The organism is Pseudoroseomonas cervicalis, assembly GCF_030818485.1.
In the GTDB taxonomy this organism is placed as follows: Bacteria; Pseudomonadota; Alphaproteobacteria; order Acetobacterales; family Acetobacteraceae; genus Pseudoroseomonas; species Pseudoroseomonas cervicalis_A.
Genome location: NZ_JAUTAJ010000004.1, coordinates 1,302,931 through 1,325,235, shown reverse-complemented (window position 1 = coordinate 1,325,235; position 22,305 = coordinate 1,302,931). Strand labels below are relative to the sequence as shown.

19 protein-coding genes are annotated in these 22,305 nt (G+C 72.9%); 9 read left to right on the top strand and 10 right to left on the bottom strand.

All coding sequences use genetic code 11. The annotated features are described in order from the left end of the window. Positions 1 to 50 precede the first annotated feature (50 nt). Positions 51 to 1,685, top strand: a complete 1,635-nt coding sequence (locus tag QE401_RS10025; RefSeq protein ID WP_307138065.1) for a calcium-binding protein — start codon at positions 51 to 53, stop codon at positions 1,683 to 1,685. 39 nt (positions 1,686 to 1,724) lie between these two features. Here QE401_RS10025 and QE401_RS10020 read toward each other — a convergent pair whose 3' ends face one another. The 3 genes from QE401_RS10020 to QE401_RS10010 all read right to left on the bottom strand — a co-directional run bounded on the left by QE401_RS10020 (position 1,725) and on the right by QE401_RS10010 (position 6,036). Continuing rightward, on the bottom strand, positions 1,725 to 3,470 hold the full coding sequence (locus tag QE401_RS10020; protein ID WP_307138064.1) for an ATP-binding protein: 1,746 nt from the start codon (positions 3,468 to 3,470) through the stop codon (positions 1,725 to 1,727). After that, entirely contained in the window at positions 3,463 to 4,992 is a 1,530-nt protein-coding gene (locus QE401_RS10015; RefSeq protein ID WP_307138063.1) for an ATPase domain-containing protein, read from the bottom strand. The genes QE401_RS10020 and QE401_RS10015 overlap by 8 nt, the downstream gene beginning before the upstream one ends. Before the next feature lie 123 nt (positions 4,993 to 5,115). After that, positions 5,116 to 6,036: a LysR family transcriptional regulator gene (locus QE401_RS10010; RefSeq protein ID WP_307138062.1), complete on the bottom strand. Its 921-nt coding sequence runs from the start codon at positions 6,034 to 6,036 to the stop codon at positions 5,116 to 5,118. A 145-nt stretch (positions 6,037 to 6,181) separates the two neighbouring features. On the opposite strand from QE401_RS10010, the gene QE401_RS10005 reads away from it, so the two are divergent. After that, positions 6,182 to 7,345 (top strand): mandelate racemase/muconate lactonizing enzyme family protein, encoded by a 1,164-nt coding sequence (locus QE401_RS10005; protein WP_307138061.1) that lies wholly within the window; start codon positions 6,182 to 6,184, stop codon positions 7,343 to 7,345. A 222-nt stretch (positions 7,346 to 7,567) separates the two neighbouring features. Then, positions 7,568 to 8,290, top strand: a complete 723-nt coding sequence (locus QE401_RS10000; protein ID WP_307138060.1) for a calcium-binding protein — start codon at positions 7,568 to 7,570, stop codon at positions 8,288 to 8,290. 78 nt (positions 8,291 to 8,368) lie between these two features. Here the strand turns inward: QE401_RS10000 and QE401_RS09995 are convergent, their stop codons facing one another. Further along, complete coding sequence (locus tag QE401_RS09995; RefSeq protein ID WP_307138059.1) at positions 8,369 to 9,271, bottom strand: LysR family transcriptional regulator; 903 nt, start codon at positions 9,269 to 9,271, stop codon at positions 8,369 to 8,371. A gap of 125 nt (positions 9,272 to 9,396) precedes the next feature. Between QE401_RS09995 and QE401_RS09990 the strand changes: the two genes are divergently transcribed. Genes QE401_RS09990 through QE401_RS09980 form a run of 3 tightly spaced genes read left to right on the top strand, consistent with a single transcriptional unit; the run spans position 9,397 to position 11,975 of the window. Then, on the top strand, positions 9,397 to 10,020 hold the full coding sequence (locus tag QE401_RS09990; protein WP_307138058.1) for an RraA family protein: 624 nt from the start codon (positions 9,397 to 9,399) through the stop codon (positions 10,018 to 10,020). 7 nt (positions 10,021 to 10,027) lie between these two features. Continuing rightward, a complete protein-coding gene (locus QE401_RS09985) occupies positions 10,028 to 10,933 on the top strand; it encodes an NAD(P)-dependent oxidoreductase (protein ID WP_307138057.1) in 906 nt (301 codons plus the stop codon). Between the two features lie 58 nt (positions 10,934 to 10,991). Continuing rightward, the gene (locus QE401_RS09980) at positions 10,992 to 11,975 is read left to right on the top strand and encodes a Bug family tripartite tricarboxylate transporter substrate binding protein (protein ID WP_307138056.1); all 984 of its coding nucleotides are present in this window, start codon (positions 10,992 to 10,994) and stop codon (positions 11,973 to 11,975) included. Positions 11,976 to 11,996: 21 nt separating this feature from the next. On the opposite strand, the gene QE401_RS09975 is transcribed toward QE401_RS09980, so the two are convergent. From QE401_RS09975 to QE401_RS09955, 5 genes are read right to left on the bottom strand one after another with little or no spacing between them, the layout of a single operon-like run. Further along, a complete protein-coding gene (locus QE401_RS09975; RefSeq protein WP_307138055.1) occupies positions 11,997 to 13,343 on the bottom strand; it encodes an MmgE/PrpD family protein in 1,347 nt (448 codons plus the stop codon). Beyond that, positions 13,340 to 15,409 carry an acetate--CoA ligase family protein gene (locus QE401_RS09970; protein ID WP_307138054.1) on the bottom strand — a complete coding sequence of 690 codons (2,070 nt, stop codon included), beginning with the start codon at positions 15,407 to 15,409 and terminating at the stop codon, positions 13,340 to 13,342. Before QE401_RS09970 ends, QE401_RS09975 begins: the two co-directional genes overlap by 4 nt. Further along, the gene (locus QE401_RS09965) at positions 15,406 to 16,239 is read right to left on the bottom strand and encodes an enoyl-CoA hydratase/isomerase family protein (RefSeq protein WP_307138053.1); all 834 of its coding nucleotides are present in this window, start codon (positions 16,237 to 16,239) and stop codon (positions 15,406 to 15,408) included. The genes QE401_RS09970 and QE401_RS09965 overlap by 4 nt, the downstream gene beginning before the upstream one ends. Before the next feature lie 16 nt (positions 16,240 to 16,255). Continuing rightward, the gene (locus QE401_RS09960) at positions 16,256 to 17,227 is read right to left on the bottom strand and encodes a D-2-hydroxyacid dehydrogenase family protein (RefSeq protein ID WP_307138052.1); all 972 of its coding nucleotides are present in this window, start codon (positions 17,225 to 17,227) and stop codon (positions 16,256 to 16,258) included. After that, a complete protein-coding gene (locus QE401_RS09955; protein WP_307138051.1) occupies positions 17,227 to 18,204 on the bottom strand; it encodes a Bug family tripartite tricarboxylate transporter substrate binding protein in 978 nt (325 codons plus the stop codon). Before QE401_RS09955 ends, QE401_RS09960 begins: the two co-directional genes overlap by 1 nt. Before the next feature lie 130 nt (positions 18,205 to 18,334). On the opposite strand from QE401_RS09955, the gene QE401_RS09950 reads away from it, so the two are divergent. Both QE401_RS09950 and QE401_RS09945 read left to right on the top strand, forming a co-directional pair. Next, positions 18,335 to 19,231: a LysR family transcriptional regulator gene (locus QE401_RS09950; RefSeq protein ID WP_307138050.1), complete on the top strand. Its 897-nt coding sequence runs from the start codon at positions 18,335 to 18,337 to the stop codon at positions 19,229 to 19,231. Beyond that, a complete protein-coding gene (locus QE401_RS09945; RefSeq protein WP_307138049.1) occupies positions 19,218 to 20,393 on the top strand; it encodes a M20 aminoacylase family protein in 1,176 nt (391 codons plus the stop codon). Before QE401_RS09950 ends, QE401_RS09945 begins: the two co-directional genes overlap by 14 nt. A 9-nt stretch (positions 20,394 to 20,402) precedes the next feature. Here the strand turns inward: QE401_RS09945 and QE401_RS09940 are convergent, their stop codons facing one another. Next, positions 20,403 to 21,194: a GntR family transcriptional regulator gene (locus QE401_RS09940; protein WP_307138048.1), complete on the bottom strand. Its 792-nt coding sequence runs from the start codon at positions 21,192 to 21,194 to the stop codon at positions 20,403 to 20,405. A 103-nt stretch (positions 21,195 to 21,297) separates the two neighbouring features. On the opposite strand from QE401_RS09940, the gene QE401_RS09935 reads away from it, so the two are divergent. Then, positions 21,298 to 22,287, top strand: a complete 990-nt coding sequence (locus QE401_RS09935) for a Bug family tripartite tricarboxylate transporter substrate binding protein (RefSeq protein WP_307138047.1) — start codon at positions 21,298 to 21,300, stop codon at positions 22,285 to 22,287. The last annotated feature ends 18 nt before the right edge of the window (positions 22,288 to 22,305 follow it).

Below are 22,305 nucleotides of genomic sequence, written 5' to 3'. Positions count from 1 at the left end.
ACGTTTCTTGATGAAGCCGAAACGAAAAGCCCCGCCCGCGAGGATCTGTCATGCCGGTTCCGACCCGCTTCACCCCCCGCCTGCTGGCCCTGATCGAGGGCACCGAGGCGGGCGAACAGCTCCTCGGCACCGAGGGGGATGACGACATTCGCGGCGGCGGCGGCAATGACCGTCTGTACGGCCGCGGTGGCGATGACCGGCTGGAGGGCGGGTCGGGCGACGATTATCTCAGCGGCGGCGCCGGCAATGACACGCTGATCGGCGGCACCGGCAACGACATCTACCTGGTCGACAGCGCCGGCGACCGGGTGGTGGAGGCCGCCGGCGAAGGCATCGACACGGTGCAGAGCAGCGTCAGCTACGATATCGGCGGCAGCTTCATCGAGAACCTGTCGCTCACCGGCGAGGCCGGCATCCAGGGCACCGGCAATTCCCTGGCCAACCGGCTGGTCGGCAACCGCGGCGACAATCTGCTCCTTGGCCTCGGCGGCCACGACATCCTCGATGGCGGCGCCGGCCATGACACGCTGCTGGGGGATGAGGGCAATGACACGCTGTATGGCGGCAGCGGCCAGGACAACCTCCAGGGCGGCGAGGGCAATGACGTGCTGGATGGCGGCACCGGCAACGACCTCATGCAGGGCGGCGCCGGCAACGACACCTACTTTGTCGACAGCCTTGGCGACCGGGTGATCGAGGGCGGCAGCCAGGGCCGCGACCATGTCATCTCCAGCATCAGCTTCTCCCTGGCCGGGCGGTTCATCGAGGATCTGACGCTGACCGGCAATGGCCCCGGCACCGGCAATTCCCTGGCCAATGTCATCCGCCATCTGGGCCAGGGGCTGTCCTTCCTGGACGGTCTGGGCGGCAATGACCAGCTCTATGGCGGCGATGGGGGTGGCCGGCTGGATGGCGGCAGCGGTGCCGACCTGATGGTGGGCGGCGCCGGCAACGACGTCTACATCGTCGACCATGCCGGCGACCGCGTCCTCGAAGGCGATCACCCGAGCCATGACCTTGTGGAGGCCAGCGTCAGCTTCAGCCTGCGCGGCCAGTTCCTGGATGATCTGACGCTGACCGGTCTGGGCAACATCGACGGCACCGGCAACAGCCTGGCCAATGTGCTGACCGGCAATGACGGCAACAACCGGCTGGACGGGCTCGCCGGCCCCGACACGCTGTTCGGCGGTGCGGGCGACGATGTGCTGAATGGCGGCGACGAAAACGACATGCTGTTCGGCGGCGACGGCAATGACGTGCTGGATGGCGGCGGCAGCGGCAATGAGCGTCTGGATGGCGGCGCGGGCGACGATGTCCTGATCGGCCGCGGCTGGGGGGGCAGCCTGACCGGCGGCGACGGGGTCGACCGCTTCATGCTGTACAGGGGCGATTACCGCATCGGCGATTTCGCCCCGGGCGAGGATTACATCCTGCTCTCGGCCGGCGTCTTCGGGAATGGGCTGCAGACCGGGATGGATCTGGACGAGGCCGGCTTCACCGTCGCCCGCGCCGAGGCGGCGCCGGAATCCGGCCCCTGCTTCCTGGTCACGACGCAGCCATTCGGCTTGCTGCGGTTGAGCTTCCGCCCGGCCGAGGGGGTCGAGCGGCAGATCGCCATCCTGGACCCGCCGCGGCCCGGCGCCTACGACCTGCCGCTGCTCGAGGATTTCATCATCATCGCCTGAGCGGTCGACAGGCCGGGCGGGGTTTCGCCCGCCCGCGCCTCAGGGCGCCAGCAGCTCCTGGATGCGGCGCGTCAGCTCGCCCATGGCGAAGGGCTTCACCAGCACCTGCATGCCGGCGGGCAGGATGCCGTTGCTGGCCAGCGCCGCCTCGGCATAGCCGGTGACGAACAGCACCCGCAGCTCCGGCAGGTGGTCGCGCGCCGCATCGGCCAGCTGCCGGCCATTCATGCCGCCCGGCATGCCGACATCGGTCACCAGCAGGTCGATGCGCGGCGCGGCGCGCAGCCGCTGCAGCCCCTCGCGGCCGCTCGCCGCCTCCAGCGTGACATGGCCGAGATCCTGCAGCAGCTCGGTCACCAGCAGCCGCACCGAGGGCTCGTCATCGACGACCAGGATCACCTTCTGCGTGTCGGCCGGGTCGGCGCCCTGCGCCATCTCGGCCTCCGGCTCCAGCTCCTCCGGCCCCTGGTGGCGCGGCAGGGCCAGCCGCACCGTGGTGCCGCGCCCCGGCTCGCTGCTGATCTGCACATGGCCGCCGGATTGCTGCACGAAGCCATAGATCATCGACAGGCCGAGCCCGGTGCCCTGGCCCAGCGGCTTGGTGGTGAAGAAGGGATCGAAGGCGCGCGACAGCACCTCGGGCGACATGCCGCTGCCGGTGTCGGTGACCGAGAGGGTGACATACTCGCCCGGCCGCGCCTCGCCCAGCGCGCCGGCCTCGCGCGCGTCCAGCCGCAGATTGGCGGTCTCGATCACCAGCCGCCCGCCGCCCGCCATGGCGTCGCGGGCATTGATGCAGAGGTTCAGCAGCGCGTTCTCCAGCTGGTGCGGGTCGCACAGCGTCAGCCACAGCCCCGGCGCCTGCCGCACCTCGACCGCGATCTCCGGCCCGAGGGTGGTGCGCACCAGGTTCAGCATGCCCTCCACCAGCGCATTGACCTGCGTCGCCTTGGCATCCAGCGTCTGCCGGCGGGAGAAGGCCAGCAGCCGGTGGGTCAGCGCCGCGGCGCGCTCCGCCCCCTGCTGCGCCATGCCGATATAGCGGCCGAGCTGGTCGATCCGCCCCTGCTCGAGGCGGATCTGCATCAGCTCCAGGCTGCCCGAGATGCTGGCCAGCATGTTGTTGAAATCATGCGCCAGGCCGCCGGTGAGCTGGCCCACCGCCTCCATCTTCTGCGCCTGGGCCAGGGCGCTGGCGATCTGCCGCCGCTCGGCCTCGGCCGTCTCCAGCGCGGCGGTGCGCTCGCGCACCCGCGCCTCCAGCTCGGCATTGGCGCGGGCGGCGCGCGCCGCCTGCTCCTCGATATGGGCGCGCAGCTGGCGCTGGCGCTGGCGCGCCCGCAGCGCCGATTTCACCGCGCTGACCAGGGCCAGCGCGTTCAGCGGCCGCTCCAGGAACAGCACATTGCCCAGCCGGCCGGGCAGGTTCATCTCCGCCATCTGCCGCCGCGCCGCGATGCCCGACTGGGTCAGCACGATGAAGGGCAGGTCGGACCAGGGCGGCTGCCGCGCCACCCGCGCGGCCAGCGCCGCGAGATCGGCGCGGAACAGCGCCTCATCGGCCAGCAGCACCAGGCCGGTGCTCTCGCCCACCGCCTGCTGCAGGCTGTCCAGCGAGGGGTGGATGGCGCTGTCGATGCCCTCGCTGCCGAGCAGCCGGGCGGCGCCCTCGGCATCCCGCCCGGTCGGCGTCAGGATCAGCACCGGCCCGGCCGCCGGCGGGGCGGGCGCCTCGATCGGGGCCGGGCCGGCCAGCGCGCCGCCCGGCATCGCCGCCTCACTCACCCTGGGGGCGGTCCGCCAGCAGGGGGGCCGTATGGCCGACATAGCTCGGCGTGCCGGTCAGCACGCCCTGGAAGGCGGCCAGCGGCCCGCCGATGCGCAGCCCGCTGCCGTCGATGCGCAGCTCGCGGATCGTCGTCTCATGCGCGCCGCCGCGGTTCTTCAGCACCGCCAGCGCCTTGCGCACCTGGCCCTCGGCCTCGAAGAAGCGCAGCAGCAGCACGGCGTCGGCGATGTAGCTGATGCTGAGGGTGGAGTGCATGCTGCCCACCAGCCCCTGCTGGGCGCTGATCAGCAGCGTGGCCACGCCCTGCTGGTTCAGGTAGGACAGCATCTCGTGCATCTGCAGGATCAGCTGCTTCTCCTGCGGCATCGCCGCCTCGTAGCCGCTGAGCGAATCGATCACCACCAGCCGGACCTGCCCGCGCTCCACCTCGTGGCGCAGCATGGCGGAGAACTGGCCGGGCGAGACCTCGGCCGGGTCGATCTGCCGCAGCAGCAGCAGCCCGTCATCGATCAGCGCCTGCAAATCGATGCCCTGCTTGGCGGCGCGGGTCATCAGCGTGCCGATGCGCTCGTCGAACTGGTAGAGCACGCTGCGCTCGCCGCGCGCCCCGGCGGCGGCGATGTATTGCAGCGCGATGGTGGTCTTGCCGGCGCCGGCCGGGCCGGTGACCAGGGTGCAGGTGCCGCGCAGCGGCCCGCCGCCCAGCAGCGCGTCCAGCTCGGCCAGGCCGCTCGGCACCGGCTCGCCGGCGAAGGGCGCGTGGTGCTCGGCCGCGACCAGGCGGGGGAAGACCTCCAGCCCGCCGCGGTTGATGACCAGGTCGTGATAGCCGGCGCGGAACTCGCTGCCGCGCATCTTCTGCACCTGCAGCCGGCGCCTTGCGGGGCCGAAATCCAGCGTCAGCCGCTCCAGCGTCACCACGCCATGGCAGATGCTGTGCAGCTGCAGGTCCTGCTGCCCGCCGCCGCCGGTCTGGTCGTCCAGCAGCAGCACGGTGGCGCGGCGCCCGGCGAAGAACTGCTTCAGCGCCAGGATCTGCCGGCGGTAGCGCAGCGGGTCCTGCGCCAGCAGCCGCATCTCGGACAGGCTGTCGAACACCACGCGGGTCGGGTTGATGCGCTCGATCTGGTCGGTGATGACCTTGACGGTCTCGCCGAGCTCGACCTCCCAGGGGTGCAGCAGCGTCATCTCGCGATCGGCGCTGAAGGGGGTGTCGGCCGAGCCCAGCTCGAACACGTCGACCCGCTCCAGCGACAGCCCGTGCGAGGCCACCACCGCGTCCAGCTCCTCCTGCGTCTCGGAGAGGGTGACGTAGAGGCAGCGCTCCCCGGCATCGCGCCCGGCCAGCAGGAATTGCAGCGCCAGCGTCGTCTTGCCGGAGCCCGGCATGCCCTCGACCAGGTAGAGGCGGTTCGGCGCCAGCCCGCCCGACAGCACGTCGTCCAACCCCTGGATGCCGGTGCTGATGCGGTCAGCACGCTCCGGCGGGGCGGCGGGGGTGGCTGTGCTGGCAGGCATGGAAGGATCCAGGTGAGGGTGTCCCGCCCTGGATAATGCAATTGATTTCCGCATGCCACCGGCAGCCGGCACAACCGGTGATTTTGCGGCAACCGCCGGTTTGCGCCCGGCGGGCGGCGCGGCTCAGCCCGGGCCGGCGGGGCGGGAGGCCGCCCAGAAGGACTCGGCGATGGCGGAGAGCGGGCGCAGCGGCCGGAACAGGCGGATCTCCACCGCGACATGGTGGCCCTCGCCGCCGGCCTCCACCAGCCGGCCCGCCGCCAGATCCTCGGCCGCCATGGTGCGCGGCAGCCAGGCCAGGCCCTGGCCCTGCCGCGCCATGGTCTGCAGCGCCGCGGCCAGGGGCGAGGTGAAGACGGTCTCGAGCGCGGGCAGGGCCGGGAAGCCGGGCCGCGCCGCGTCGAGGATGCGGCCGAGCCCCGAGGCCTCGCTATAGGCCAGCAGCGGCACCGGCCGCGCCGCGGGCCCCGCCAGCGTCCAGCGCGGCCGGCCGGCCGCGCCCGAGGCCCTGTCCGGCGCCGCCACCGGCAGCAGCAGATCGGCGCCGACCGCCCGGCTGGCGAAGCCGGCCGGGGAGAGCCGGTTCGGCGCCCCCTCATGATGGTGGCAGAGCAGCAGATCGGCATCGCCGGCGAGCAGCAGCCGCTCGCTCGCTGCCATGGTGTCGGAGACCAGGTTCAGCCGGCCGGCCGGCTGCAGCGGCGGCAGGCCGCGCATCCAGCCGGGGAAGAAGGTGAAGGACAGCGCATGGGTGGCGGCGATGGACAGCGCCGCGCCCTCCAGCCCGGCGGCGCGGCGCGCGCCGCGCCGGGCCTGCTGCAGCTCGCGCAGCAGCGCCGCCGCCGGCTCGCGCAGATGCTCCCCCGCCGCGGTCAGCGCCACGCGCTGGGGCGAGCGCAGCACCAGCTTCGTGCCGATCCAGGCCTCCAGCGCCTGGATGCGGCGGCTGAAGGCCGGCTGGGTGACCGAGCGCGCCGCCGCGGCGCGGGAGAAATTGCGCTGCTCGGCCAGCGCCAGGAAATCCTCGAGCCAGCTCAGCTCCATGCCCGATGCCGATCCTGCATGATGAATTCCCCAAACGGCATTGGATCGCCGCGCCCCCGCCAGCCTACAGGGCTTGGCATTGCAGAGCCAAGGGCGGGGTGGGCGGGCAGGGGCCCGGCACCGCTGGCCCAGGGAGCCATGCCCGATGCGCATCATCGACATCCGCGAGATCACCCAGCCGATCGCCTCGCCGATCCGCAACGCCTATATCGACTTCTCCAAAATGACCACGAGCCTGGTCGCCGTGGTGACCGATGTGGTGCGCGATGGCCGCCGCGTGGTGGGCTATGGCTTCAACTCGAATGGCCGCTACGGCCAGGGCGGGCTGATCCGCGAGCGCTTCCGCGGCCGCGTGCTGCAGGCCGACCCCGCCAGCCTGCGCGACGAGGCGCGCGACAATCTCGACCCGGCCAGGGTCTGGGCGGCGATGATGGCGAATGAGAAGCCGGGCGGGCATGGCGAACGCTCGGTCGCCATCGGCACGCTGGACATGGCGGTGTGGGACGCGGTGGCGAAGATCGAGGGCAGGCCGCTGTTCCGCCTGCTGGCCGAGCGGCATGGGCGGCAGGCCGACCCCTCCGTCTTCGTCTATGCCGCCGGCGGCTACTACTATCCCGGCAAGGGCAATGACGCGCTGCGCGCCGAGATGCGCTCCTATCTCGACCGCGGCTATAACGTCGTGAAGATGAAGATCGGCGGCGCCTCGCTCACCGAGGATCGCGCCCGCATCGAGGCGGTGCTGGCCGAGATCGGCGGCCAGGCCCAGCTCGCCGTCGACGCCAATGGCCGCTTCGACCTGGAGACCGCCATCGCCTATGCCAAGGCGCTGCGGGACTATCCGCTGTTCTGGTACGAGGAGGCGGGCGACCCGCTGGACTACGCGCTGCAGGCGGCGCTGGCCGAGTTCTATCCGGGCGCCATGGCGACGGGGGAGAACCTGTTCTCGCACCAGGATGCGCGCAACCTGCTGCGCTATGGCGGCATGCGCCCGGACCGCGACTGGCTGCAATTCGACTGCGCCCTGTCCTACGGCCTGGTCGAATATCTGCGCACGCTGGAGGTGCTGCAGCAGGCCGGCTGGTCGCCATCGCGCTGCATCCCGCATGGCGGCCACCAGATGTCGCTGAACATCGCCGCCGGCCTCGGCCTCGGCGGCAATGAAAGCTATCCGGACCTGTTCCAGCCCTATGGCGGCTTCCCCGACGGGGTGCGGGTGGAGCAGGGCCGCATCACCATGCCCGAGCTGCCGGGCATCGGATTCGAGGGCAAGTCGGATCTGATCAGGGTCATGCGCGAACTGGCGGAATAGCGGGCGGGGCAGGGCGGTCGCCGCCGGTCCGGCAACCGGCGGGCGCAGACCGCCCGGCGGCCGGGCCGGGGACGGGCGGCGCCGGCACCCCGCTCAACCCGTGGTCGGGCCGCGCCGCTTCCATCCGCGCCGAGGCGCGGTTTTCCGGACCGCAACGAATTCCCCGCTGCTATAGGCTGGAGCCTTGCGCGGCGCTCCCGCCGGCGCGGAGACATCGCCATCATGCCTGTTGCCCCCGAGCGGCTCGTCAAGCTGGAGCTGGAAGACCTCGAACAGGTGCTGGGGGGAAACCAGACGCAGATGCCGGGCGGGCCCCAGGCGAGCGAGGCGCAGCAGCAGGCCATGGCCGAGGCCGCGCTGGCGCTCCGGAATGCCGAGGCGGCGAACCAGCCGCAGCCGCAGCCGGTCAACTCGCAGGAGATGAAGGACCGGCTCACCGCCCTCCAGGACAAGCAGGACGGGATCCCGGACAACACCACGGGCCCCGCCATCACCGGCACCGCCGGGCATGATTCGCTGCGCGGCACCGCGGGCAACGACCTCTTCCGCGACGGCAATGGCGTCGACTACATGCATGGCGGCGCCGGCGACGACGTCTTCATCAGCAACACCGGCGACCGCTTCAGCGACCAGGCCTTCGGCGAGGCGGGCAACGACACCTATGTCTGGTCCCCCGGCAGCGGCCATGACAGCTTCGATGGCGGCCAGGGCCAGGACACGCTGATCCTGCGCGGCGTCGACCCCTCCGCGGCGATGCAGGGGCTGCGGGTGGAGGGCGGCGGCAATGGCTGGTTCGGTGGCCCGCAGGGCGAGCTGCGCCTCGCCGATGGCGTGATCACCTTCGTCAACCAGCAGGGCCAGCCGCAGAGCTTCTCCGGCACGCTGCAGATCGGCGGCGAGATCCTCCGCTTCCAGAATGTCGAGCAGATCTTCGCCAGGCGGTGAGGCCCCGGGCGGCGGGCCGCCCGACAGCCCTGGGGGCGGTGAGCCGCCCGGCGGCGCCGGGGGCGGCGGGCCGCCGCCTCAGCCCTGCAGATAGCGCGAATAGTCGCAGACCTCGCGCGCGATCTCGGCGACCGAGGAGATGAAGGCGCTGGGCCGGTCCATCCGGTAGATGGCGGCATAGGGCACTTCGGGCAGGGCGGGCTCGGCCTCGATGATGGCCAGCTTGCCCTCGCGCACCAGCGGCTCGAAGCAGTGGCGCGGCAGGTAGGAGACGCCGAGCCCGGCGATGGTCAACCCGACCATGGCCATCAGGCTGTCGGTCGCCAGGGTGCGCCGCAGCGAGATGCCCTCGGCGCGGAACCATTTCTCGAAGAACAGGCCGGAGCCCGAGCCGCGCCCCTGGATCAGGATCGGATGGGCGGCCAGGTCATGCATGGTCAGCGGCCCGGGCCGGGTCACCAGCCCGGGCCGCGCCATCCAGGCATTGCGCACCCGCGCCAGCGGCAGCACCGCCATCTCGGCATCCGCCAGCCCCTCGGGGGCGATGATCAGGTCGATGCGGCCCTCGGCCAGGCGCTCATACAGGTTGCGGCTCAGCTCCACCTCCGGCTCGACGGTCAGGCCGGGAGAGGCCTGGCCCAGCGCCGCGATCAGCTGCGGCAGCCAGGTGATGGCGCAGAGCTCCGTCACGCCGAGCCGCAGCCGCCGCGCCGGCGCCGGGCCGCCATCCTTCAGCGCCACCATGCGGTCCTGCAGTGCCAGCATCTCCCGCCCCATGGCCAGCAGCTGCTCGCTCCACTCCGTCAGCCGCGCGCCGCGCTGCGAGCGGTCGAAGAGCGGCCGGCCGAACCCCGCCTCCAGCTGCTGGATGCGCTTCGAGATGGTCGATTGGGTGGTGCCGAGCTGCGCCGCGGCGCGCTCGAAGGAGCCGAGCTCGGCGATCCAGTGCAGCGCCTCGAGCTGTTTCAGGGTGAGCGTCATGCGGTGTCGTCATATTCCATAAGGCGATGCGATCGGATCATTTTTTATCGTTTGAGTCGATCCTCCACCCGGCCTAGGTCTGGGGCAAAGACCGGCCCCGCCGGTGCTGCGAAAAGGAAACGAGGATGTCCAACGAGGCAGGCGCGACGCTCGCGCCGGAGCTCCTGGCCGGGTTCGGCGCGGCCAGCACGGCCGTGATCAGCGACAATCTGCAGCGCCTGCCGGGCGCCGTCGGGCTGCGCCCCTTCCATCGCGGCGGCACCATGGTCGGCCGCGCGCTGACGGTGCGCACCGCCGCCGGCGACAACCTGACCATCCACAAGGCGCTCGACCTGATCCGACCCGGCGATGTGCTGGTGGTCGATGGCGGCGGCGACACCGCCCGCGCTTTGGTGGGCGAGATCATGGCCGCCGTCGCGAAGTCGCGCGGCGCCGCCGGCATGGTGATCGACGGCGCCATCCGCGACGCCCGCGCCATCGCGCAATCCGACTTCCCCTGCTTCGCCCGCGCCGCCATCCATCGCGGCCCCTACAAGAACGGGCCGGGCGAGCTGAACGTGCCGGTCAGCATCGGCGGCATGCTGGTGCGGCCGGGCGACATCGTCGTCGGCGACGAGGATGGCGTGGTGGCCTTCCCGCCCGACAACGCCGCCGCGCTGCTGCAGGCCGTGCATGCGCAGGAGGCGCGCGAGGCGGAGATGCTGCGCAGCATCGCCGAGGGGCGCTATGTCGGCGCCTATGGCCGCTGAGCCCGCCATGAGCGAGACGCGCGAACAATTCCGCCTCGGCCTGGTGGGCTTCGGCGAGATCGGCAGCACGGTGGCGGCGGGGCTGCGCGCGGCGGGCCTCGCCTCCGTCGCCGCCTATGACAGATACGCCTTCGACGGCCCCTTCGCCGGGCTGATCCAGCAGCGCGCCCAGGCCTCAGGCGTGACGCTGCTGCGCTCGAATGAGGCGCTGGCGGCGGCGGCGGATGTCATCGTCAGCGCGACGCCCGGCGTCGCCTCGGTGGAGAGCGCCGCCGCCTCGGCGCCCTTCCTGACGCCGCGCCATGTCTTCGTCGACTTCGCCTCGGCGACCCCGGGCATCAAGCGCGAGGTGGCGGCGCGGCTGGCCGCCAGCGGCGCGCTGCTGGGCGATGGCTCGATCGAGGGCACGCCGCTGCAGGGCTACGCCATGCCGATGCTGGCGAGCGGCCCGGCCGGCGCGCGCATCGGCGAATTGCTGAACCCCTGGGGCATGAAGATCGATTTCGTGGGCGAGGAGCTCGGCACCGCCTCCGGCATCAAGATCCTGCGCTCGGTGCTGCTGAAGGGCATCGAGGCGCTGCATGACGAGATGCTGCTGGCCGCGCGGCATTACGGCGTGGCCGATCGCGTCCTGGCCTCGGCCGCCAAGACGCTGGCGCGGCCCTGGAACGACACGGTGCACAGCCTGCTGCCCTCCGGCGCCATCCACGCCAAGCGGCGGGCGGAGGAGCTGGAGATGTCGGCCGAGGCGGTGCGCGATGCCGGCATCGAGCCGATCATGGCCCAGGCCATCGCGGCGCGGCTGCGCTGGAAGGAGAGCCTCGGGCTGAAGGCGCATTTCGACGGCGTCGTGCCCGCGACGCTGGAAGAGGTGCTGGCGGCCATGGAACGGAAGATGGGCCGCGCCCGCTAGAGATTGCCGACCACCCCCGCCGGCCCGGCGGGGCCCAGGACTGCCGGAGGAAACAACAATGCATCTGACCCGACGCGGCCTGCTGGCCGCCAGCCTCGGCGCGCTCGCCACCCCGGCGCTCGCCCCCCCGGCGCGCGCCCAGGCTTTCCCCAACCGCCCGGTGCGCATCGTCGTGCCCTTCCCGCCCGGCGGCGGCACCGACAATCTGACGCGGCTGGTGGCCGAGCGGCTGAGTGCTGCGCTCGGCTGGTCCGTGGTGGTCGAGAACAAGCCCGGCGCCGGCGGCAATGTCGCGCTGGACGGCGTCGCCAAGAGCCGGCCGGATGGCTACACCATGGTGATGGCGCAGACCGACAATGTCGTGCTGAACCCGCTGACCTATTCGCGCCTGCCCTATGACCCGGATCGCGACCTGATGCCGGTCGGGCTGATCGCCAGCGGCGCCGCGGTGCTGGTGGTGCGGGCCGATGCGCCCTGGAAGAGCCTGGCCGAATTCACCGCCGCGGCGCGCGAGAAGCGCGGCCAGCTGACCTTCGGCTCGCCCGGCATCGGCACCGTGTCGCACCTGATCCTGGAGCTGTGGCAGCGCAGCGCCGGCATCCAGCTGAACCACATCCCCTATCGCGGCATCGCCCAGTCGCTGCCCGACCTGATCAATGGCCAGATCGACAGCTATATGGGCTCGATCCCGACGCTGCGCGGGCATATCGAGGGCGGGCGGGTGCGCGCGCTCGCCGTCAGCTCCGGCCAGCGCTCCGCCACCCTGCCGGAGGTGCCGACCTTCCGCGAGGCGGGCATCGAGGGGGTCGAGCTGGCCAGCGTCTGGGGCCTGATGGCACCCACCGGCACGCCGCAGGAGATCGTCGAGCAGGTGAATGCCGCGGTGAACCGGATGATCGAGGAGCCGGAGACCCGCAAGCGCATCGTCGAGAGCGGCGCCGATGTGCTGGGCGGCACGCCGGCGGCGATGGGGCAGTTCTACGCCTCGGAGCGCGAGCGTCTGGGCCGGGTGGTGCGCGACGCCAATATCCGGCTGGAGTGAGGCGCGCGGAGGCCCGGCGGTTCAGCCGGGCGCCAGCGCGCCCGGCAGCGCCGTGCCGCTGCGGATCAGCGCCCGCAGCGCCGCCGCGCCGGCGGCACCCAGCACCGGCCCGGCCAGCTCGTCGAATTTGGCGTCCAGCTCGGCATCGGTGAGCGGGTCCTCCGGGTCGCCCTTGCGGGTCGGCTGCTCATGCGTCAGCACCGTGCCGTCCTGCAGCTCCAGGCGCAGCCTTGCCGCGCGGCGGCGCGGATAGGCCTCGGCCAGCTCCGGCGCCAGGCTGACCGAGACCTTCGACATGAAGGCCCGCAGCACCGGGTCGCGCAGCCGCGCCGGCGCGAAGGCGTCCAGCCGCACCGCGCCGTGATGCAGCAGCGCGGCGGCGCAGTATTGCAGGCTGAACCGCGCCTGCTGCGCATCCTCGGCCTGCGGCCTGTCGCACATCTCGGCGGTGGCGCGGTAGCCGGCCACATGCAGGCGCGCGACTTCCTCCGGGCGGAAGGGATGCCGCGCCCGCAGCGCCAGCAGCCCGTCCAGCGCCGGGAAGATGTGGCCGCAGCAGCCATGGTTCTTGAAGGTCATCGCCGCGATTATGGGGCGCGTGCCGAGCCCGTCCAGCGCCAGCTCCCAGCGCCCGGTGGACTCGCTGGTGGCGGCGGCGAGGCCGGCCGGGCCCTCCAGCACATCCGGCGCGCCGGTGACGCCGGCGGCGGCGGCCTGCGCCGCCAGCAGCCCGGCCTCGGCGGCGCGGCCGGCATGCATCGGCTTGCTCATGCCGCTGCCGCGGAAGGCCTGCTGCAGCCCGCCCGTCATGGTGGCGGCCAGCGCGATGGCATGGCCGGTGCGCGCAGCATTGCAGCCCAGCAGCACCGCGCCGGCCGCGGCGGCGGCGAGGGTGCCGATGGTCGCGGTGGTGTGCCACATGCGGTAGTGGCTGGGCTGCACCGCGAGGGCCACGCGCCCGCCCACCTCATAGCCCGCGACCATGGCGCGCAGCAGCGCATCCATGCCGGCGCCATGGGCCTGCGCCAGGGCCAATGCGGCGGCCACGGTCGGGCTGCCCGGATGCAGGCCGGAATCGCGGTGGATGTCGTCGAACTCCACCGTGTGGCTGGCGACGCCGTTCAGCAGCGCCGCGTGGCGCGGCGCGCCGCGCTGGCCATCGACATAGCAGAGCGCCGCGCCCTGGCCGCGCTCGGCCGCCAGCGCCGGCGCCAGCAGGGTCGCCGGTGCCTGGCGGGTGCCGGGCAGGGTGGCGGCGAACCAGTCCAGCAGGGCGCGCCGCGCATGCCGCTCCAGCCCCTCCGGCCAGGGCGCGTCGCGCCAGGCGGCCGCATGCGCGGCCAGGACCGGCAGCGGCGCCAGCCTCACCGCAGCACCGCCAGCCCGTCCGCCGCCCGCGCCCCCTGGCCCTGCGGCAGCACGAAAAGCGGGTTGATCTCGGCCTCCAGCAGGCGATCCCCGGCCACGCCGGCCATGGCGGCGAAGGCCAGCACGGCATCGACCAGGGCCGGGATGTCGGCCGGCGGCGCGCCGCGATAGCCGCGCAGCAGCCGCGCCGCCTTCAGCTCCTCCACCATGGCCTCGGCATCGGCGCGGGCGATCGGCAGCAGGCGCAGCGTGCTGTCCTGGAACAGCTCCGCCGCGACGCCCCCGGCGCCGAGCAGGATCACCGGCCCGAGCTGCGGATCGCGGTGGAAGCCCAGGATCATCTCGACCCCGCCGCGCACCCGCTCCTGCACCAGGAAGCCTTCCGGGGCGGGCGCCCCGGCCTCGGCCGCGCGCCGCAGCATGGTGGCGCAGGCTTCCGGCACCTGCTCGGCCGACAGCCCGACCCGCACGCCGCCAATGTCGCTCTTATGCGCGATGGCGCGGGAGAGCAGCTTCAGCACCACCTCGCCGCCGAGCTTTTGCGCCGCTTCGGCGGCGGCCGGCGCATCGGCGGCCACCTGCTCGCGCGCCACCGGCACGCCGAAGCGGGCGAAGAGCGCCTTGCTCTCGGCCTCGTTGAGATTGCCGGCGGGCAGGCCGGCCAGCAGGGAAGGGTCCTCGGCCATCTTCGCTGGCAGCGGCGGCAGCGCCGCCGGGCGCAGCGCGCGCAGCACGCTGGCGCAGCTTTCCGGCGTGGCGAAGGCGGGAATGCCCTGGCCGTTCAGCAGCCGCAGCAGATGCGGCGCGTGCGGGCTGACATAGGCCAGCACCGGCTTGTCGCTGCGCGCCTGGCATTCGACGATGGCGCCCGCCACGATGTCGGGTGTCGCCAGCGCCGAGGAGCCGATCACCACCACCGCTGCGTCATAGGAGGGGCTGTCCAGCAGCGCGTCGATGGCGCCGCGGAACAGCTCCGGCCGCAGCCCGGCCAGCGTCACATCGACCGGGTTGCGGCCGATGGCGGCGGGGTCTTCGTTCAGCAATGTCGCCAAGCGCTGCGTCGTCGCCGCATCGGGGGCCGGCACGGCGATGCCGGCCAGGCCGCAATTGTCGGCCAGCAGCGTGCCGGCGCCCCCCGTCGAGGTCAGGATGGCGACACGCTCGCCCCGCATGCGGCGGCCGCAGGCCAGCGCGGCGGGGATGTCGAGCAAATCGGTGAAGCTCTCGGCGCGGATCACGCCATACTGCCGGAACAGCGCGTCATAGACGCGGTCGGCGCCGGCCAGCGCGCCGGTGTGCGAGGTCGCGGCCCGGGCCCCGGATTCCGAGCGGCCGACCTTGTAGACCACGACCGGCTTGCCGAGCTCCGCCGCGCGCCGCGCCGCCCGCTGGAACAGATCCGGCCGCCGCAGCCCTTCCATGTAGACGGCGATGACGTCGGTGGCGTCATCCTCGACCAGATGCGCGATCATCTCGCTGCTGTCGATATCGGCCTCATTGCCGGTGGAGACCAGCTTGGCGAAGCCGATGCCGCGATCGGCGGCGCGTGACAGCAGCGAGCCCAGGATGCCGCCGCTCTGCGACACGACCGAGATGCGCCCCGTCGCGAGATTGCCGACCTCCAGCGCGCCGGTGGCGGACAGCATCATGCGGTCGGTCAGGTTGACCAGGCCGATGGTGTTGGGGCCGAGCAGCCGCATCGGCCCGGCGGCCTGCTTCAGCGCCTGCTGGCGGCGCGCGCCGTCCTCATTGGCCTCGCCATAGCCGCTGGCCAGCACGATGGCCGCCTGGCAGCCGCGCGCCGAGAGGTCGCGCACCGCGGCTTCGGCCCGCTCCGGCCCCAGCAGCACGATGGCGGCATCCGGCGCGGCGGGGAGCGAGGCGATATCGGCATAGCAGGGCAGGCCGGCGATGCTCTCGGCGCGCGGGTTCACCGGCCAGATCTCGCCGGCGAAGCCGTATTTCTGCAGATAGCCGACCGGGCGGCCGGTCATCTTGCCGGCATCGGCCGAGGCGCCGATCACCGCGACGCTGCGCGGGCGCAGCAGGGCGCCGAGCGCGTTCATGCCGCATCGCCCTTCGCCTTGGCGGCGCGGCGCTGCGCCACGCCGTCGAGGAAGGCCGCGACCGAGTCCTGGTGCTCGCGCGAGCTGTAGCAGATCGCCTGCGCCTGGCTGCCCATGGCGAAGACCTGCTCGACCGAAAGCTCGAAGCTCTGGTCGAGGATGTTCTTGCTCAGCGCCAGCGCGGCGGGGGCGCCGCGGCCGAGCTCCTCGGCCCAGGCCGTTGCGTCGTCGAGCAGCGTCTCCGCCGCGGTGATGCGGTCGATCATGCCGAGGCGCAGCGCCTCCTCCGGCTCCACCGTGCGGCCGGAGAAGATCAGCTCCTTGGCGCGGGAGAGGCCGACGCGGCGCGGCAGGAAATACATGCCGCCGCCATCCGGGATCAGCCCGCGCAGGATGTAGGTCATGGCGAAGCGCGCGGCGTCGGAGGCGATGATGAAGTCGCAGCACAGCGCGATGTCGCAGCCAAGCCCGGTGGCGGCGCCATTGACGGCGGCGATGGTGGGCTTGGGCAGGGCGTGCAGCATGGCCACCGCGTGATGCGTGCGCTGCTGGCGGCGCCAGCCATTCAGCGCCACCTCGCCCTGCGGCACGGCGAGCCTGGCCTGCATCGACTTCACATCGCCGCCGGCGCAGAAGCCCTTTCCGGCGCCGGTGATCACCAGCGCCTTGATGCTGTCGGTGCGCGCCACATGGTCGAGCGCTGCCATCAGCTCGGCGCGCATCTCGTCATCGATGGCGTTGCGCGCGGCGGGGCGGTTCAGGGTGAGCAGGGCGACCGGCCCATCCGCCTGCAGCAGGATGGCGTCGCTTCCGGTGGAGGTCGCGGTCATGACAGAGAAAAATCCTTCAGGCTTGGGCGGCGGCGTTCAGCGGCCGGGGCAGGGGGGCGCCGTCATTCCAGGCGCGCAGGCATTCCACCGCGCCCTCGAAATACCGGCGGAAATTCTGCTGCGTGACGTAGCCGAGATGCGGCGTCAGGATGGTGTTCGGCGCCTGGCGGATCGGGTCCTCCGCGCGCATCGGCTCCGGCTCATGCGTGTCGATGGCGGCGCCGCCGAGCCGGCCGCTGGCGAGCGCCGCGATCAGCGCGGGCTGGTCCACCAGCGGGCCACGCGCGGTGTTCACCAGCAGCGCGCCCGGGCGCATCAGGGCCAAATCCGCTTCAGCAACGATGCCGCGCGTCGTGGGGCCGAGGCCCAGATGCAGCGTCAGGATATCGGCCTCGCGGAACAGGGTGGCCTTGTCGACCAGGGTCGCGCCGGCTTCCTCGGCGGTGGCCTCCGTCATGTTCGGGCTCCAGGCCAGCAGCCGCATGCCGAAGGCGCGGCCGATGGCGGCGACGCCGCTGCCGATGCGCCCGAGCCCCGCGATGGACAGCGTCGCCCCCTCCAGCCCCAGCCCCGCCCCCTGCTGCCACAGCCCCTGGCGCAGGCGCTGCTCCTGCCGCGGCAGGTCGCGGGCCAGCGACAGGATCAGCCCCCAGGTGAGTTCCACGGTGGGCGAGGCGAGGGAGGGCGTGCCGCAAACGGCGATGCCGGCGGCGTCGCAGGTCTCGAGGTCCAGCAACCGGTTGCGCATGCCGGTGGTCACCACCAGCCGCAGCCCGGCCAGGCGCCGCACCAGCGGGGCGGGGAAGGCGCTGCGCTCGCGGATCAGCACCAGCGCATCGGCCCGTTCCGCCGCGACCCGCGCGGCGAGCCCGTCCTCATCCAGCTTGTCGGTCAGGAAGGTGACGGGCAGGCCGGCCCAATCGGCGGCGCCGCGCGCGGCATCGCCGAAATCATCCAGCACCAGGATGCGCCGCAGAGGAGAGCGCATCACTCGGCCCGGATATTGGCGCGGGTGACGATCTCCTGCCAGCGCTGGCGATCGGCCTCGATGAAGCGGCCATAATCGGCGGGCGTCGGGCTGGTCTCGATCTCGACCCCCTCCTCGGCCAGGCGCTGCTTCGCGGCGGGATCGGCCAGGGTGGCGTTCAGCGCGGCGTGCAGCGCCGCGACCCGCTCGGCCGGCATGCCCGCCGGGCCCAGCAGCCCGTACCAGGTGGAGGACAGCACCCTCGGAAAACCCTGCTCCACCGTGGTCGGCAGCTCGGGCAGGAAGTCCAGCCGCTTCGGCGCCGCGACCGCCAGCGCCCGCAACCCCCCCGAGGCGATGTGCGGCCGCAGCGGCGCCGCCGCATTGGTCAGGATGTTCACCCGGCCGGCCAGCACATCGGTGATGGCCGGGCCGGTGCCGCGATAGGGGATGTGCTCCATCTCGGCGCCGAATTCGAGGCTGAGCAGCGCCCCCAGCACATGGCCGGTGGTGCCGACGCCGGGGCTGGCATAGGAGAGCGGCGGGCGGGCGCGGCGCGCCAGATCGCGCAGCCCGGCCATGTCGCGCGCCTCGACCTGCGGGTTCACGGTGATGACGTTCGGCGCATTGCCGATGAAGCCCACGGGGGCGAAGTCGCGGATGATGTCGTAGGACAGCTTCGGCTGCACCAGGCTGCTGATCAGGAAGCTGCCGCTGCCACCGAGCAGCAGCGTGTAGCCATCCCTGGCCGACTGGGCCACGGCCTCATTGCCCAGCACGCCGCCGGCGCCGCCGCGGTTTTCCACCACGAAGGACTGGCCGAGCCGCGCGCCCATGCCCTCGGCCACCACGCGGCCGACGATGTCGTTGCTGCCGCCGGCGGCGAAGGGGATGATCAGCCGGATCGGCCGCTCGGGGTATCGCCCCTGGGCCAGGACGGCCGGGGCGCGCAGCCCGGCCAGAGCGGGCAACAGCATCAGCGCGGTGCGACGGTGCATGGGACGATCCTCCGGTGGCCCGTGCGGCGATGCCGCCGGGCGCCTTGTTTCCGGCACTCTCATCCCGCCGCCGGCGGCCGCGAAGTCCCAGATTTCCTTGCCGTACCCCAACCTGGTGTTAGGGTGCGGCATGCGCCGCGCCCCGCTGCCCTATGAGAGCCTCTGGGCCTTCCGCGTCATCGCGGAGACCGGCAGCCTGGCCGCCGCGGCGGCGGCGCTCGGCGTCACCCAGCCGGCCGTCAGCAAGCGGCTGCGGGAGCTGGAGGCGCGGCTGGGCTGCGCGCTGGTGCGGCGCGGCGTCAACGCCATCGCGCTCACCGCGGCGGGGGCGCGCTTCGCGGCGGCGCTGCAGCCGGGCTTCGCGCAGATCCAGGCGGCGGTGGACCAGCTGCAGGACCGGCCGGCGCCCCTGCGCATCCGCGCCTACACCACCTGGGCGCTGCGCTGGCTGATCCCGCGCCTGCCGCGTTTCCACGCCGCGCATCCGGGCATCGATGTCGAGGTCTCCACCTCCACCGCCGTGGTCGATCTGGTGCGCGAGGGGGTGGATGCCGCCGTGCATACCGTGCCGGCCGGCGCGCCGCCGCCCTTCGGCGGGCGGCGCCTGCAGCCGGTGGAGATCTCGCCCTTCGCCGCGCCCGCGCTGCTGCCGCAAGGCGGCGGCTGGCCCGCCGCGGCGCGGCTGCTGGGCAGCAAGGTGCGGGCGGGGGATTGGGCGCTCTGGCTGCGGCAGGATGGCCGCGCTGCGGCGCAGCCGCCGCTGCTGTTCGAGAGCACGACGCTGGCCATCCAGGCGGCGCTGGAGGGGCTCGGCATCGTCATCTGCTCGCCCGCCTTCGTGCGCGAGGAGGTGGAGCAGGGCCGGCTGGCGGCGCTGTCGCCGACCAGCATCCCGACCGGCGACCTTTACTGGCTGTTCCTGCCGACCGGGCAGGTGGGCGGGGCGCTCGGCATTTTCGCGGATTGGCTGGTGCGCGAGGCGCGCGGCGAGGCGCCGCAGGGAGAGAGCAGCGATGACAGGCGATGAAACCCGCGACGCGGCCTTCTGGGCCGAGCTGCGCGACTGGCGCCGCGACTTCCACGCGCATCCGGAATTCGGCTTCGAGGAGCACCGCACCGGCCGCCTGGTGGCCGAGCGGCTGCGCCGCTTCGGCATCACCGACATCGCCGAGGGCGTGGGCGGCACCGGCGTGGTGGCCAGCCTGCGGCGCGGCACCGGCGATCGCTGCATCGCGCTGCGCGCCGATATGGACGCGCTGCGCATCGCCGAGCAGGCCGGGCCGGCCCATGCCTCGACCCATCCCGGCGTGATGCATGCCTGCGGCCATGACGGCCACACCACCATGCTGCTGGGCGCGGCGCGCATCCTGGCAGCGGAGGGCGGCTTCGACGGCACGGTGCGCTTCATCTTCCAGCCGGCCGAGGAATGGGGCCGCGGCGCGCTCGCCATGCTGGCGGACGGGCTGGCGGAGCGTTTCCCCTTCGACGAGATCTACGGCCTGCACAACTGGCCCGGCCTGCCGGTGGGCAGCTTCCGCACCCGCGCCGGGGCGGTGATGTCGGCCGAGGACAATTTCGAGATTGTGCTGCGGGGCGTCGGCGGCCATGCCTCGCAGCCGCAGCGCGGGCGGGAGGTGCTGGTGGCCGCCTGCGCCCTGGTGGTCAATCTGCAGACCGTCATCTCCCGCCGCGTGGCGCCGACCGAGGCGGCGGTGCTCTCGGTCACCGAGCTGCTCACCGACGGCACCCGCAACGCGCTGCCCGGCACCGCCCGCATCCTGGGCGATGCCCGCAGCTTCCGCCCCGAGATCAGCGCCACCATCGAGGCCGAGCTGCGCCGCATCGCCGCCGGCACCGCGGCCAGCTACGGGGTGGAGTGCCAGGTGGCGTATAGCCGCGAATTCATCCCGACGATCAACGACCCGGGCGCCACCCTGGCGGCGCTGGCGGCGGCGCGCGCGGTGCTGGGCAGCGAGCGCGTCGGCGAGATGGCCGAGCCGAACACGGGTTCGGAGGATTTCGCGCGCTTCCTGCAGCACGCGCCGGGCTGCTTCGCCTTCATCGGCAATGGCGAGGCGTCGAAGCCGCTGCACCATCCGGAATATGATTTCGACGATTCGGCGCTGCGCGGCGGCACGGAATTCCTGGTGCGGATCGCCCGCGACCGGCTGCCGCCGCGCGGCTCCTGAGCGCGCCGCTCAGCGCCCGGGCGCGGCTTCCGCGCCCGCGGGCAGGCGCTGCAGCCGGGTGGTGTAGGAGAAGCGCTCCGCCGGGTGCAGGCTGATGGTCACCGCCAGCGGCGCGCCCTCGGGGTCGATGTAGCGGCGGGTGATCTCCAGCGCGTGGCCGCCCGGCGCCGCCAGTAGCGCCTGCGCCACCGGGCCTTCGGGGATGCCGGCGGCGCGGATCTCCTGCGTCACCTCCTCGATCGGCCGGCCGCTGCCATCGGCCAGCAGCGTCGCGATCAGCCCGCGATGCGCGCCCTCGGCCAGGCGCTGCCGCAGGTCGCGCGGCGCGGCGGCGGCATCGGCATAGCTGTCCGTCCAGCACAGCGGCGGCGCGTCGCCGCCCGGCGGCACGCGCAGGCTGGAGACGCGGATCCAGCGGCTGCCGGGCCGCACCGAGAGGCGGGCGGCCAGCCTGTCATCGGCCACCACGGGGGCGATGTCGAGCACGCGCCGCTCCGTCTGCACCGCGTATTGCAGCAGGTCGTCGATGCCGGCGAGGGATTGCGCATAGCGCCCCGGCCGGCGCGGCAGGTCGCTGGTGACATGGGTGCCGGAGCGGCGGCGGCGCGACACCAGCCCCAGCTCCTCCAGCCGCAGCAGCGCCGCGCGCACCGTGGCGCGGCTGACGCCGCGCGCCGCGGAGAGCTCGATCTCGGTCGGCAGCCGGGCGCCGGGCGGCAGCTCGCCGCGGGCGATCTCCTCCGCCAGCTCCTGGGCCAGGGCGGCATAGCGGGGGGAGGGGGCGGGAGCGGGGAGCGGCATGCCGCCAAGGTACGGACCATAAACCCGTTGACAAGCCGGATCGCGCCTTCCTATTGGTTCGTACCAATCAATAAGTCCGAACCAATTTAGGGGAGAAACCGCCATGCCGAGCCGCCGCGCGCTGATCGCCTCCGCCCTGGCCCTGCCGGCCCTGCGGCCGGCCGCCGCCGGCGCCCAGGCTGCGGCCTATCCGGACCGGCCGGTCCGCCTGGTGCTGCCCTTCGCCGCCGGGGGGCCGACCGACACGCTGGGCCGCGTCTTCGCCGAGCAGCTCGGCCGGCAGCTGGGCGGCCGGGTGGTGGTCGAGAACCGCACCGGCGCCGGCTCCACCATCGGCGCCGATGCCGTCGCCAAGGCGCCGAAGGATGGCTACACGCTGCTGTTCAACAACCTCTCTCATTCCATCAACCCCTTCCTCTATCCGCGCCTGCCCTACGACACGGCGGGGGATTTCGTGCCGGTGGCGACGCTGATGGAAGGGCCGGTGATCCTGCTGGTCGGCGCCGATTCCCCGTTCCGCAGCCTGCAGGACCTGATCGCGGCGGTGCGGGCGCGGCCCGACCATTATGATTACGGCTCGGCCGGCAATGGCTCGGCCGCGCATGTCTCCACGGTGCAGATCCTGTCGCTGACGAAGACGCGCATGAACCACGTCGTCTATCGCGGCGTGGCGCCGGCCATGGCCGATCTGCTGGCCGGCAGCATCGCCCTGGTGAACGACACCTCGACCACCGCGCTGGGCAGCATCCGCGGCGGCATGGTGCGGCCGCTGGCGGTGACCTCGGTCGCGCGCGTGCCCTTCCTGCCGGAGCTGCCGACGGTGCGCGAAAGCGGCATCCCGGAGCTGGCGAATTTCAGCATGTCGACCTGGAACATGCTGCTGGCGCCCGCCGGCACGCCGCAGCCCATCGTGGCGCGGCTGCATGCGGAAAGCCGCCGGGCGCTGGCCGACCCCGCCTTCGTCGCCCGGCTGGCGGAGCTGGGCAATGTGCCCATGGCGCCGACCGACCTGGCCGGGGCGCGCGGCTTCCTGCTGGCCGAGATGGAGCGCTGGCGCGGCGTGCTGTCCGAGGCCGGGGTGCGGCCGGAATAGCAGCCCCCGACGACCGCA

What these genes read in the sequence shown, in the direction of transcription:
- QE401_RS09945 (WP_307138049.1), top strand. Translation starts at nt 19,218, where the DNA reads ATGACAGGCGATGAAACCCGCGACGCGGCCTTCTGGGCCGAGCTGCGC.
- QE401_RS09960 (WP_307138052.1), bottom strand. Translation starts at nt 17,227, where the DNA reads ATGCGCTCTCCTCTGCGGCGCATCCTGGTGCTGGATGATTTCGGCGAT.
- QE401_RS09985 (WP_307138057.1), top strand. Translation starts at nt 10,028, where the DNA reads ATGAGCGAGACGCGCGAACAATTCCGCCTCGGCCTGGTGGGCTTCGGC.
- QE401_RS10015 (WP_307138063.1), bottom strand. Translation starts at nt 4,992, where the DNA reads ATGCCTGCCAGCACAGCCACCCCCGCCGCCCCGCCGGAGCGTGCTGAC.
- QE401_RS10010 (WP_307138062.1), bottom strand. Translation starts at nt 6,036, where the DNA reads ATGGAGCTGAGCTGGCTCGAGGATTTCCTGGCGCTGGCCGAGCAGCGC.
- QE401_RS09990 (WP_307138058.1), top strand. Translation starts at nt 9,397, where the DNA reads ATGTCCAACGAGGCAGGCGCGACGCTCGCGCCGGAGCTCCTGGCCGGG.
- QE401_RS10025 (WP_307138065.1), top strand. Translation starts at nt 51, where the DNA reads ATGCCGGTTCCGACCCGCTTCACCCCCCGCCTGCTGGCCCTGATCGAG.
- QE401_RS09940 (WP_307138048.1), bottom strand. Translation starts at nt 21,194, where the DNA reads ATGCCGCTCCCCGCTCCCGCCCCCTCCCCCCGCTATGCCGCCCTGGCC.
- QE401_RS10005 (WP_307138061.1), top strand. Translation starts at nt 6,182, where the DNA reads ATGCGCATCATCGACATCCGCGAGATCACCCAGCCGATCGCCTCGCCG.
- QE401_RS09970 (WP_307138054.1), bottom strand. Translation starts at nt 15,409, where the DNA reads ATGAACGCGCTCGGCGCCCTGCTGCGCCCGCGCAGCGTCGCGGTGATC.
- QE401_RS09980 (WP_307138056.1), top strand. Translation starts at nt 10,992, where the DNA reads ATGCATCTGACCCGACGCGGCCTGCTGGCCGCCAGCCTCGGCGCGCTC.
- QE401_RS10000 (WP_307138060.1), top strand. Translation starts at nt 7,568, where the DNA reads ATGCCTGTTGCCCCCGAGCGGCTCGTCAAGCTGGAGCTGGAAGACCTC.
- QE401_RS09935 (WP_307138047.1), top strand. Translation starts at nt 21,298, where the DNA reads ATGCCGAGCCGCCGCGCGCTGATCGCCTCCGCCCTGGCCCTGCCGGCC.
- QE401_RS09950 (WP_307138050.1), top strand. Translation starts at nt 18,335, where the DNA reads ATGCGCCGCGCCCCGCTGCCCTATGAGAGCCTCTGGGCCTTCCGCGTC.
- QE401_RS09965 (WP_307138053.1), bottom strand. Translation starts at nt 16,239, where the DNA reads ATGACCGCGACCTCCACCGGAAGCGACGCCATCCTGCTGCAGGCGGAT.
- QE401_RS09955 (WP_307138051.1), bottom strand. Translation starts at nt 18,204, where the DNA reads ATGCACCGTCGCACCGCGCTGATGCTGTTGCCCGCTCTGGCCGGGCTG.
- QE401_RS09995 (WP_307138059.1), bottom strand. Translation starts at nt 9,271, where the DNA reads ATGACGCTCACCCTGAAACAGCTCGAGGCGCTGCACTGGATCGCCGAG.